This window comes from Cellulomonas sp. EB106-03-03-XG116 (genome assembly GCF_058792015.1).
In genome coordinates, this window is sequence record NZ_JBYTEP010000060.1 from 1 (window position 1) to 11443 (window position 11443).

The 11443-nt window shown below is 75.8% G+C and carries 11 protein-coding genes; 9 read left to right on the forward strand and 2 right to left on the reverse strand.

Annotated elements, in window-relative coordinates:
* Positions 1–81: 81 nt before the first annotated feature.
* The gene (locus AC3WUG_RS16905; RefSeq protein WP_492328725.1) at positions 82–1581 is read right to left on the reverse strand and encodes a DHA2 family efflux MFS transporter permease subunit; all 1500 of its coding nucleotides are present in this window, start codon (positions 1579–1581) and stop codon (positions 82–84) included.
* A 74-nt stretch (positions 1582–1655) separates the two neighbouring features.
* On the opposite strand from AC3WUG_RS16905, the gene AC3WUG_RS16910 reads away from it, so the two are divergent.
* Positions 1656–2288: a TetR/AcrR family transcriptional regulator gene (locus tag AC3WUG_RS16910; RefSeq protein ID WP_492328726.1), complete on the forward strand. Its 633-nt coding sequence runs from the start codon at positions 1656–1658 to the stop codon at positions 2286–2288.
* Positions 2285–3250 carry a tRNA pseudouridine(55) synthase TruB gene (gene truB / locus AC3WUG_RS16915; protein ID WP_492328727.1) on the forward strand — a complete coding sequence of 322 codons (966 nt, stop codon included), beginning with the start codon at positions 2285–2287 and terminating at the stop codon, positions 3248–3250. The genes AC3WUG_RS16910 and truB overlap by 4 nt, the downstream gene beginning before the upstream one ends.
* Positions 3251–3260: 10 nt before the next feature.
* Here the strand turns inward: truB and AC3WUG_RS16920 are convergent, their stop codons facing one another.
* Complete coding sequence (locus tag AC3WUG_RS16920) at positions 3261–3701, reverse strand: YdeI/OmpD-associated family protein (RefSeq protein ID WP_492328728.1); 441 nt, start codon at positions 3699–3701, stop codon at positions 3261–3263.
* Between the two features lie 170 nt (positions 3702–3871).
* On the opposite strand from AC3WUG_RS16920, the gene AC3WUG_RS16925 reads away from it, so the two are divergent.
* From AC3WUG_RS16925 to AC3WUG_RS16955, 7 genes are all read left to right on the forward strand, one after another.
* Positions 3872–4870: a bifunctional riboflavin kinase/FAD synthetase gene (locus AC3WUG_RS16925; RefSeq protein ID WP_492328729.1), complete on the forward strand. Its 999-nt coding sequence runs from the start codon at positions 3872–3874 to the stop codon at positions 4868–4870.
* A 116-nt stretch (positions 4871–4986) separates the two neighbouring features.
* A complete protein-coding gene (rpsO, locus tag AC3WUG_RS16930; protein WP_147793841.1) occupies positions 4987–5256 on the forward strand; it encodes a 30S ribosomal protein S15 in 270 nt (89 codons plus the stop codon).
* A gap of 219 nt (positions 5257–5475) precedes the next feature.
* Positions 5476–7710 (forward strand): polyribonucleotide nucleotidyltransferase, encoded by a 2235-nt coding sequence (locus AC3WUG_RS16935; protein ID WP_492328730.1) that lies wholly within the window; start codon positions 5476–5478, stop codon positions 7708–7710.
* 1 nt (position 7711) lies between these two features.
* A complete protein-coding gene (locus AC3WUG_RS16940; RefSeq protein ID WP_492328731.1) occupies positions 7712–9040 on the forward strand; it encodes a M16 family metallopeptidase in 1329 nt (442 codons plus the stop codon).
* A gap of 133 nt (positions 9041–9173) precedes the next feature.
* The gene (locus tag AC3WUG_RS16945) at positions 9174–10034 is read left to right on the forward strand and encodes a hypothetical protein (RefSeq protein WP_492328732.1); all 861 of its coding nucleotides are present in this window, start codon (positions 9174–9176) and stop codon (positions 10032–10034) included.
* 21 nt (positions 10035–10055) lie between these two features.
* Positions 10056–10811 carry a 4-hydroxy-tetrahydrodipicolinate reductase gene (dapB, locus tag AC3WUG_RS16950; protein ID WP_492328733.1) on the forward strand — a complete coding sequence of 252 codons (756 nt, stop codon included), beginning with the start codon at positions 10056–10058 and terminating at the stop codon, positions 10809–10811.
* A gap of 5 nt (positions 10812–10816) precedes the next feature.
* Positions 10817–11338, forward strand: coding sequence for a hypothetical protein (locus AC3WUG_RS16955; protein ID WP_492328734.1), 522 nt, complete (start codon positions 10817–10819; stop codon positions 11336–11338).
* Positions 11339–11443: the final 105 nt, after the last annotated feature.

Below are 11443 nucleotides of genomic sequence, written 5' to 3' on the forward strand. Positions count from 1 at the left end.
GGGGTGAGGTCGTCACTCCTGAGTGACGACCTCGCGGCGTTGTGACGACCTCGGCGCGCTGCCCCGACCGCCTCCGCGGGGTCAGGAGTCCTCGCGGCCGGTCCCACGCGGCATCGCCAGCGACGCGACCGCCGCCAGCGCGATGACCGCCGCGCCGGTCAGCACCGCCGGGCGCAGGCCCGCGTCGAACCCGTCGGGGCTGATCGTGCCGCCGGCGGCGGTGAACACCGCGGTCAGCACCGCGACGCCCAGCGCGACGCCGACCTCCCGCAGCGTCGAGTTGGTCGACGACGCGGTGCCGTGGTCGTCGGGAGCCATGCCGGACAGCACCGCGGTGGCGCTGGGGGCGAAGGTCAGGCCCATGCCGACGCCGGCGAGCACCAGGCCCGGGATCAGCGCGGCGTAGCCGCCGTCCGAGACGGCGAACCCGAGCCACGCGAGCCCGGCGGCCTGCGCGACGAGCCCGCCGGTGAGCAGCACCCGCACGCCGACCCGCGGCGCGAGCATCCCGGCGAGCGGCGCGACGACCATCGGCGCCGCGGTCCAGGGCAGCGTGCGCAGGCCGGCCTCCAGCGGGGAGTACCCCTGGACTACCTGCAGGTACTGGGCGAGCAGGAACACCGCGCCGAACGCGCCGAGCGAGAACGCGAAGCCCGAGACGTTCGCGACGGAGAAGCTGCGCGACCGGAACAGCCGCAGCGGGACGAGCGCGTGCGGGGTGCGGGCCTCGTGCCGGAGGAACAGCGCGAGGGCGACGACGCCGCCGACGACCGGGCCGAGCACGCCGGCCGACGTCCAGCCGTCCTCGTTGCCGTGCACGACGCCCCACACGATCCCGAGGACGCCCGCCGCGGCGAGCACGAGGCCGGGCAGGTCGAGCCGCTGCGCGCGCCCGCGGCCCTCGGGCAGCGCGCGCAGCACCAGCGGGACCGCGACGAGGGCGACCGGCACGTTGATCCAGAACATGGCCTCCCAGGAGATGCCCTCGACGACGGCGCCGCCGACGACCGGGCCGAGCGCGACGCCGAGGCCGGAGACGCCGCCCCAGATGCCGATGGCCATGGCGCGCCGCGACGCGGGGACCGCGGCGGCGAGCAGGGTGAGCGACAGCGGCATGACGGCCGCGGCGCCGACGCCCTGGACGGCGCGGGCGGCGATCAGGGCGCCGGGGGACCCGGCGAGGGCCGCGGCGATCGAGCCGAGGGTGAACACCGCGATCCCGCCGAGGAACGTGCGGCGCCGGCCCCAGCGGTCGCCGAGCGTCGCGGCGGCGATCATCAGCGTGGCGAACGCCAGGGTGTAGGCGTTCACCACCCACTGCAGGTCGGTGAGCGTGGCGCCGAGCTCGGCCTGGAGGACGGGGAGCGCGCTGGTGACGACGAGGTTGTCGAGCGTCGCCATGAACATCGGCAGCGAGGCGGCGAGCAGCGCGACGGCGACCGGGACTGCGCGGGTCGCGGCCCGGACGGGGCCGGGCGCGGGGGCTGCGGCGACGGGGGAGCCGGCCGCGGCGGGCGGCGGGTCTGCCGGGGCGCCGGCGGCGCCGGCACCCGGGGCGGTGGTGCGGGTCTGCGTCGACATCGGAGGCTCCTGTAAGCATTGGCTGATTACTTCGACCCGATGGACGTTAGTTATCGACTGATAACATGTCAACCATGGACTTCGAGAGCGCCACCCGGCCCGCCCCGCGCGCCCCCCGCATGTCGGGGGACCAGCGGCGCGAGCAGATCCTCGCGGCCGCGATCGAGGTGTTCGCCGAGGGGGGCTACGCGGGGACGACGACCGACCAGGTGGCGCGCGCCGCGGGGGTGTCGCAGCCCTACGTCGTGCGGCTGTTCGGGTCGAAGCAGCGCCTGTTCCTGGAGGCCTACCGGCACACGACGGAGCGGGTGCTCGGGGCGATGGCCGCCGTCGAGCCCGGGCCGGGGGCGGTCGAGCGCACGGGCCGCGCCTACGTCGAGCTGATGGCCGACCGCGACCTGCTGCGCGTCCTCATGCACGGCTTCGCGGCGGAGGACCCGGAGGTCACCGCGCTCGCCCGGCACACGCTCGGCGAGGTCTTCCGGCTGTTCCGGCAGCGCGTCGAGCCGGACGACCCCGACGGCGACGAGACCGCCCGGCGGTTCGTGGCCGACGGCATGCTGATCAACGTGCTGCTCAGCTCGGACGGCTTCGCGCACGTCGGCCAGGACGCCGGCTTCGACGCGCTGCTGCGCTGCTTCGCGCCCGAGGTCGTCGCCGCCGGGTCCGCCGCCACGGCGGGCGACCGCGCCGGGGCGACCGCGTGACCGCCGCGCGCGACCAGCGCCGCCCCGACCGCCCCCGCCGCCCCACGGCCCCCGACGGCCTGCTCGTCGTCGACAAGCCGCAGGGCTGGACCAGCCACGACGTCGTCGCGAAGGCCCGCGGTCTGGCCGGTACCCGCAAGGTCGGGCACGCCGGCACGCTCGACCCGATGGCGACCGGCGTGCTGGTGCTCGGCGTCGGCCGGGCGACCCGCCTGCTCACCTACGTCGTCGGGGCGGACAAGGAGTACACGGCGACGATCCGCCTCGGCGTCACCACGACCACGGACGACGCCGAGGGCGAGCCCGTCGCCCGGGCCGACGCCGCCGGGGTCGCCCGGGAGGGGCTGGACGCGGGCGTGGCGGCGCTGACGGGGCCGATCCAGCAGGTGCCCAGCGCGGTCAGCGCGATCAAGGTCGACGGGCAGCGCGCCTACGCGCGCGTCCGGGCGGGGGAGGACGTCGAGCTGGCCGCGCGCCCGGTGACGATCTCCCGGTTCGACGTGCGCGAGGTGCGTGACGTGCCGGACGCGGACGGGTCGGGCGTCGCGGCGCTCGACGTCGACGTCACGGTGGTCTGCTCGTCGGGGACGTACATCCGGGCGCTCGCGCGGGACCTGGGCCGGGGGCTCGGCGTCGGCGGGCACCTGACCGCGCTGCGGCGCACCCGGGTCGGCGGCTACGGGATCGACGGCGCCCGGACGCTCGAGGACCTGGAGGCCTGGCCGGCCGACGTGCCGCTCGACACCCTGCCGCTCGCCGAGGCCGCGCGGGCGACGTTCCCGGTGCGCGAGCTCACCGAGGCCGAGGCCCGGGCGCTGTCCTACGGCCAGCGGATCCCGGCCACGGGCACCGGCGCGGGCGTGACGGTCGCCGCGCTGACCCCGGAGGGCACCCTCGCGGCGCTCCTGGAGGACCGCGGCCCGCACGCCCGCCCGGCCCTGGTCTTCGCCGCGGCCACCTGACGGGCGCCCGTCAGCCCAGGGCGGCGACCACCGACGCGACCCGGCGCTCCCGGGTCGCGTCGGTCTTCGCGCCCTCGACCGCCAGGACGTGCGCGCGCTGCTTCGAGTACGACAGCGCCGCCCACGCCTCGGCCACGGCGGGCCCGCCGGCGGCGAGCGCGGCCGCGAGGTCGGCCGGCACCTCGACCGTGCGGGGCGCGTCGTCCACCGCGAGGTCGACCTCGACGGCCTCCCCGGCCTCGATCCCCGCGGCGGCGCGGTTCGCCGCCGAGACGCCGACCCAGTACCCGCCGGAGTACGGCGCGATCGACCCGCGGTACGCGTGTCCGTTGATCGTGACGACGACGGGCACCCGCTTCCCGCGCCCGAGCCCGGTGACGACGTCCTCGGGCACCTCGATGCCGGTGGTCGTGCCACCGGTGGGGACGAGCGTGGTGCGCAGGGTGACCATGCGGGACCTCCGGGGTCGGGCGCCGCGGCGCGGCTGCGCGCCGAGCGTAGCGCCGCGGCGCGCGCGGCACCGGCGCGCGAGGCACCCCGCGCGCCGTGGCAGGCTTGTCCCCGCGCCGCGACCCCGCCGGCGCCGACCGCGCCGCGAGGCGCCGACCGACGGGAGAGCTGGTGCAGCGCTGGACGGACCTCGCGCAGGTCCCCGCGGACTTCGGGCCGTCGGTGGTGACGGTCGGCAACTTCGACGGGGTGCACCGCGGCCACGTCGGCGTGCTGACCCGGATGGTGGCCGACGCCCGCGCGGTGGGCGCCCGCTCGGTCGCCGTGACGTTCACGCCGCACCCGCAGCAGGTGCACCGCCCCGACACCGCCCCGCCACTGCTCACCGGAGACGCCGACCGGCTCGAGCTCCTGGAGCAGACCGGCCTCGACGCCGTGCTCCTGCTGACCTACACGCTCGACTTCGCGCAGCAGACCGCCGAGGAGTTCGTCCGCCGGTACCTCGTGGACGGGCTGCACGCGCGCACCGTGGTCGTCGGGCGGGACGTCCGGTTCGGGCGCGGCAACGCCGGGGACCTGGCGACGATGGTCGAGCTGGGGGAGCGCTTCGGGTTCGCGGTCGAGGTGATCGAGGACGTCGCGCCGGACCCGGCCGACGACGACCCCGCCGCCCTGGCCGACCCCCTGCGCCGCCGCTGGTCCTCGACCTGGGTCCGCGAGCTGCTGGTCGCCGGCGACGTCCGCCAGGCCGCGCGGGTGCTGGGCCGCCCGCACCGGGTGCGCGGCACCGTGGTGCACGGCGACAAGCGCGGCCGCGACCTCGGGTTCCCGACGGCCAACCTGTCCCAGGACGCGACCGGCATGGTCCCGGCCGACGGCGTGTACGCCGGCTGGCTCCGCCGCCCCGCCGCGCCCGCGGGGTCGCCGGACGCGGTGCTGCCCGCCGCGGTCTCGGTCGGCACCAACCCGACGTTCGCCGGCCTGCAGCGCCGGGTCGAGGCCTACGTGCTCGACCGGACGGACCTCGACCTGTACGGCGAGGAGGTCGTGCTGGAGTTCGTCGAGCGGCTGCGACCGACCCTGCGGTTCGACTCGGTCGACGAGCTGGTCGCGCGGATGCACGAGGACGTCGCCGGGGTCCGGGACGTGCTCGCCGGCGCCGCGGGCTGAGGCCGCGCGAGACGGGCACCTGGTAGACTCGCACAGCCGTCAGAACGGCCGCGGAACGAGAGCGCCCGGGTGGACCTGCCCCGGAGCACCGCGCAACGAGACAATCCAGGAGAGTCGTGCCCCTCGACAGCGCCACCAAGAAGTCCATCATGGCCGAGTACGCCACCCACGAGGGTGACACCGGCTCGCCGGAGGTCCAGATCGCGATGCTGACGCAGCGCATCAACGACCTCAACGAGCACCTCAAGACGCACAAGCACGACCACCACAGCCGCCGCGGGCTGCTGCTGCTGGTCGGCCAGCGTCGCCGCCTCCAGGGCTACCTGCAGAAGGTCGACATCGACCGCTACCGCAGCCTGATCCAGCGGCTCGGCCTGCGCCGATGACCGCGTGACCAGCCCGGACCCCCGCTGGGGTCCGGGCTGGTCCTGCGTCGAGCCCCGGTGTCCGGGACCCGGCGCCAGCACCACCACCGCACCACTCTCACTCCGCGCCGGTCGACGCGTCCGGTCCTCGGTAGTGGTTCCCGGAACCTGCGTGTCCGGGTGCCTCGATCGAAGACCGCCGTGACCGGTCCGGCGCCTTCGAGACAAAGGAGGGCACCCGTGGAGGGTCCCGAGATCCAGTTCGCCGAGGCCGTGATCGACAACGGTCGCTTCGGCACCCGCACCGTCCGCTTCGAGACCGGCCGCCTCGCCAAGCAGGCCGCCGGCTCCGCGATGGCCTACCTCGACGGCGAGACGGCCCTGCTGTCCGCCACGACGGCGGGCAAGCACCCCAAGGACCAGTTCGACTTCTTCCCGCTGACGGTGGACGTCGAGGAGCGGCAGTACGCCGCGGGCAAGATCCCCGGCTCGTTCTTCCGCCGCGAGGGCCGCCCGTCGACCGACGCGATCCTGGCCTGCCGCCTGATCGACCGCCCGCTGCGCCCCCTGTTCGTCAAGGGCCTGCGCAACGAGGTCCAGGTCGTCGTGACCGTCCTGGCGATCCACCCGGACGACGCGTACGACGTCCTGGCGATCAACGCCGCGTCCATCTCCACCCAGATCTCCGGCCTGCCGTTCTCCGGCCCGGTCGGTGCGGTGCGGATCGCGCTGATCGACGGCCAGTGGGTCGCGTTCCCGCGGTACACCGAGCGCGAGCGCGCGACGTTCGAGATCGTCGTGGCCGGCCGCGTGGTCGAGGGCGGCGACGTCGCGATCGCGATGATCGAGGCCGAGGCGCCGGAGAAGTCCTGGAACCTCATCAAGGACGAGGGCGGCGTCGCCCCGACCGAGGCCGTCGTGGCCGAGGGCCTCGAGGCGTCCAAGCCGTTCATCAAGGCCCTGGTCGAGGCGCAGCAGCAGCTCGCCGCGCAGTCCGCCAAGGAGACCCGCGACTTCCCGACGTTCCCGGACTACCAGCCGGACGCGTACGAGGCCGTCGAGGGCGCCGCCGAGGCGAAGATCCTCGAGGCCATGCAGATCGCGGACAAGCAGACCCGCGAGGGCCGCCTGGACGAGATCAAGGCCGAGGTCCTGGACCAGCTCGCCGCCTCGTTCGAGGGCCGCGAGAAGGAGCTGTCCGCCGCGGTGCGCTCGGTGACCAAGAAGGTCATCCGCCAGCGCATCCTGACCGACGGCTTCCGCATCGACGGCCGCGGCCTGCGGGACATCCGCACGCTGTCCGCCGAGGTCGAGGTCCTGCCCCGCGTGCACGGCTCGGCGCTGTTCGAGCGCGGCGAGACCCAGATCATGGGTGTCACCACGCTGAACATGCTCCGCATGGAGCAGCAGCTCGACACGCTGTCGCCCGAGACGCGCAAGCGCTACATGCACAACTACAACTTCCCGCCCTACTCGACCGGCGAGACCGGCCGCGTGGGCTCGCCGAAGCGGCGCGAGATCGGCCACGGAGCCCTCGCCGAGCGCGCGATCATGCCGGTGCTGCCGAGCCGCGAGGAGTTCCCCTACGCGATCCGCCAGGTGTCCGAGGCCCTCGGCTCCAACGGCTCGACCTCGATGGGCTCCGTCTGCGCCTCGACCCTGTCGCTGCTGAACGCGGGTGTGCCGCTGCGCGCCCCCGTCGCCGGCATCGCCATGGGCCTCGTGTCCGACACGGTGAACGGCGAGACCCGGTACGCCGCGCTCACCGACATCCTGGGCGCCGAGGACGCGTTCGGCGACATGGACTTCAAGGTCGCCGGCACCCGCGAGTTCGTCACGGCCATCCAGCTCGACACCAAGCTCGACGGCATCCCCGCCTCCGTGCTGGCCGACGCGCTGACCCAGGCCAAGGAGGCGCGCCTCGCGATCCTCGACGTCCTGAACGAGGCGATCGACGTCCCGGACGAGATGTCGCCGAACGCCCCGCGCGTCATCACGGTGAAGGTCCCGGTCGACAAGATCGGCGAGGTCATCGGCCCGAAGGGCAAGATGATCAACCAGATCCAGGAGGAGACCGGCGCCGACATCTCGATCGAGGACGACGGCACGGTCTACATCGGCGCCACCGACGGTCCGTCGGCGGAGGCCGCGCGGGCGGCGATCAACGCGATCGCCAACCCGCACATGCCGGAGATCGGCGAGCGCTTCGTCGGCACGGTCGTCAAGACGACCACCTTCGGCGCGTTCATCTCGCTGTCGCCCGGCAAGGACGGCCTGCTGCACATCTCGCAGATCCGTCGCCTCGTCGGCGGCAAGCGGGTCGAGAAGGTCGAGGACGTCCTCGGCGTGGGCCAGAAGGTCCAGGTCGAGATCGGCGAGATCGACCCGCGCGGCAAGCTGTCGCTGCACGCCGTGGTCGAGGGCGAGGAGGCGGGCTCGGACGAGTCCGCCGCCGCTGAGCCGGCCGACGCCTGACGTGCCGCTGGACCTCCCCCTGGTCGCTCCCGGTGCCCCCGGGAGCGACCTGACCGCCGGGCAGGCGGGTGACGGCTCCGTCCGTCGCTCCGTCCTGCCCGGCGGGGTCCGCCTGCTCACCGAGCACGTCCCCGGCGTCCGGTCCGCGTCCGTCGGGGCGTGGGTCGGCGTCGGCTCCCGGGACGAGTCCGACGGGCACCACGGCTCGACGCACTTCCTCGAGCACCTGCTGTTCAAGGGCACCGCGCGGCGCACGGCGATGGACATCGCCGAGGCGTTCGACGAGGTCGGCGGCGAGGCGAACGCCGCCACGGGCAAGGAGCACACCTGCTACTACGCCCGGGTGCTCGACGAGGACCTGCCGATGGCGGTCGACGTCATCGCCGACATGGTGACCTCGGCCCGCCTGGACAGCGACGAGCTCGAGACCGAGCGCGGCGTGATCCTCGAGGAGCTCGCCATGAACGACGACGACCCGAGCGACGTCGTGCACGAGCGGTTCGCGACGGTCGTCCTGGGCGAGCACCCGCTCGGCCGGCCGATCGGCGGCACGCCGGACACGATCCGGGCCGTGCCGCGCGACGCCGTCTGGGAGCACTACCGGCAGCACTACCGCCCGGACACGCTGGTCGTGACCGCGGCGGGCAACGTCGACCACGACGCGCTCGCCGAGCAGGTCACCCGGGCGCTGCAGGACGGCGGCTGGGAGCTCGCGGCGGGCACCGCGCCGGCCGCGCGCCGCGGTGCGACGGAGGCGCTGCCGGTGACGGCGGGGGCCTCCGAGGTCACCGTGCGCCGCACGACCGAGCAGGGCAACGTCATCGTCGGCGGGACCGGCCTCACGGCCACCGACCCCCGGCGCTTCACGCTCTCCGTGCTGAACGCGGTGCTGGGCGGCGGGATGTCGTCCCGGCTGTTCCAGGAGATCCGCGAGAAGCGGGGCCTGGCGTACTCGACGTACTCGTTCGCGTCCGGCCACGCCGACACCGGCGTGTTCGGCCTGTACGCGGGCTGCGCGCCGGCCAGGATCGACGAGGTCACCGAGCTCATGGTCGCCGAGCTGGAGCGGCTCGCGGACGGCGGCATCACCGACGCCGAGCTGCGCCGGTCCGTCGGGCAGCTGTCCGGCAGCCTGGTGCTCGGCCTGGAGGACTCCGGGTCGCGCATGAGCCGGCTGGGCAAGTCCGAGCTGGTGCACGGGCAGCTGCTGTCCACGCAGGAGTCGCTCGACCGCGTCCGCGCGGTCACGGCCCGCGAGGTGCAGGAGCTCGCCGCCGACCTGGCCGCGCGGCCGCGGTCCGTGGTGCGCGTGGGGCCGTTCGGCGGCTGACGCCGACGGCGGTCCGTCGTCACCGGAGCCGGGTCCCCTCCGGGGGGCCCGGCTCCTGCCGTCCCCGGGGTCGTGCGCCGACCGGGCCGGAGGTCCCGTTCCGCCGCGCGCGGCGCGGGACGATGATGAGGGCATGGCCGCCGTCACGTCCGCCCGTCGCTCCGTCGCCGTCGCCCCCCGATCGCCCGGGCTGGTGGAGGCGCTCTGGGTCGCCCGGGCGCCGCACGCCGCCCCGCCCCGGGTCGCGCTGCCCGACGGCCGGCCGTCCGCCGTCGTCCGGCTCGGCGCGCCGGTGCGCTGGGTCGACCCGCTGACCCGCGAGGCGGAGTCCGTCGGCAGCGTGCTGCGCGGCCCGCGGGTCGTGCCGGGCGTGGTGCTGCCCGCCGGGGACGCCGAGTCCTGGGAGGTCGGCGCGCGGCTCGCGCCCTGGGCGCTGTCGGCGCTGCACCCCGCCGGGTTCCTCGTGGACGAGCACCGGCCGCTGGGCGAGGCGCTCGGCCTGGACGAGGCCGTCCTCGCCGCCGGCATGCGCGCCGCGTGGGACGCCGCCGCCGGGCTCGGCGAGGGCGCCGCGGCCGCCGCCTGCGTCGCCGTCCTCGAGGACTCCCTGGCCGCCGCGGTCCGGCGCCCGGTGCCCGCGGCCGACCGAGACGCCGTCGACCGGGTCGCCCGGTACGCCGACGCCGAGCGCGGCCTGGTCCGCCCGGTCGACCTGGCGCGCGAGGTCGACCGGTCGCTCGCCGGGCTGCACGCGCTGCTCGCCGCGCACGTCGGGCTGACCCCGTCGGCGTTCCTGTCGACGGTCCGGCTGTCCTGCGCGGTGCGCGAGCTCGGCGTCGACGACCGCGGCGACGCCGTCGGGGTGGTCCGGGTGCTCCGCGCGTACGCCGACGCCGGCTACCCGCAGCGCGAGGTCGAGCGGTTCACGGGCCTGCACGCCCTGGACCTGCGCCGGGCGGTCCGCGGCATGGAGGACGTGCTCGCGACCGCGTAGGGCTCGCATAGGGTTGCCCGCGTGAGCGAATCGATCACGGTGGCCGTGCTGGGCGCGGCCGGCCGCATGGGACGGACCGTCGTCGACGCCGTGGAGGGCGCGCCCGACCTGGAGCTGGTGGCCGCCCTCGAGCACGGCGACGACGTCGGCGCGGTGGCCGCGACCGGGGCGCAGGTCGCGGTCGACTTCACCGTGCCGTCGGTCGCCGAGGCGAACGTGCGGTCGCTGGTCGCCCAGGGGGTGCACGCCGTCGTGGGCACCACCGGTTGGACGCCGGAGTCGCTGGCGCGGGTCGAGGCCGACCTCGCGCAGCGCCCGGGCGTGGGCGTGCTCATCGCCCCGAACTTCGCGCTCGGCGCGGTGCTGGCCATGGCGTTCGCCGCGCGGGCCGCCCGGTGGTTCGAGTCGGTCGAGGTGGTGGAGCTGCACCACCCCGACAAGGTCGATGCGCCGTCCGGCACCGCCCGGCACACCGCGCACGCGATCGCGGCCGCCCGCCGCGAGGCCGGGCTGGGCCCGGTGCCGGACGCCACCACGACGGCGCTCGACGGCGCGCGGGGCGCGGACGTGGACGGGGTCCGGGTGCACGCGGTGCGGCTGCGCGGGCTCGTCGCGCACGAGGAGATCCTGCTGGGTAACGCGGGGGAGCAGCTGACCATCCGGCACGACTCGTTCGACCGGGTGTCGTTCATGCCCGGCGTGCTGCACGCGGTCCGGCAGGTGGGGTCCCGCCCGGGGCTGACGGTCGGGCTCGAGCGCTACCTGGACCTGGGCTGACCGCCGTGGGGGAGCCCCGGGAGCCCGGGCGGGCCACGCCGGCGCGGCGCCGGACCGGCCTGGTCGCCGCGATCGCGCTCACCGCGCTGCTCGGCCTGTACCTCTGGCTGGTCGCGGGCCGCGCCGTCGCGCTGATCCGCACCGGCGAGCCCGTCGGCGTCGGGCTCGGCGCGGCGTTCGCGCTGCTGCCCCTGCTGGTGCTGGGCCTGGTCGCGCGCGAGTGGCTGCTCGCCGTCGACGTGCAGCGGATGGCCGACACGCTCGCCGCGCGCGGCGAGCTGCCGGTCGACGACCTGCCGCGCAGCCCGGGCGGGCGCATCGACCGCGCGGCCGCGGCTGGCCAGTTCGAGGCGGCGCGGGCCGAGGCCGAGGCCGCGCCGGACGGCGACTGGGGCACCTGGTACCGGCTGGCGTTCGCGTACGACGCCGCGGGCGACCGGAAGCGTGCCCGCGCGGCCCTGCGGCACGCGTCGCGGGTCCACCGCGGCCGCGCGCCGGCCGGCGAGGAGCCCCGCGGCCTGTCCTGACCCCGGGGCCCGTCCCGTCGTCCCTCGTCCGCGCCCCAGCGCCACCGACAGTGGATGGTTGTGGGGGGAAAGCCCGAGGCGTGTCCGTCGCCAACCCCCCCCCCT

Excerpts from the sequence above, each read along its gene's own strand:
- AC3WUG_RS16905 (WP_492328725.1), bottom strand. The coding sequence starts at position 1,581 with ATGTCGACGCAGACCCGCACCACCGCCCCGGGTGCCGGCGCCGCCGGC.
- AC3WUG_RS16910 (WP_492328726.1), top strand. The coding sequence starts at position 1,656 with ATGGACTTCGAGAGCGCCACCCGGCCCGCCCCGCGCGCCCCCCGCATG.
- AC3WUG_RS16920 (WP_492328728.1), bottom strand. The coding sequence starts at position 3,701 with ATGGTCACCCTGCGCACCACGCTCGTCCCCACCGGTGGCACGACCACC.
- AC3WUG_RS16945 (WP_492328732.1), top strand. The coding sequence starts at position 9,174 with ATGGCCGCCGTCACGTCCGCCCGTCGCTCCGTCGCCGTCGCCCCCCGA.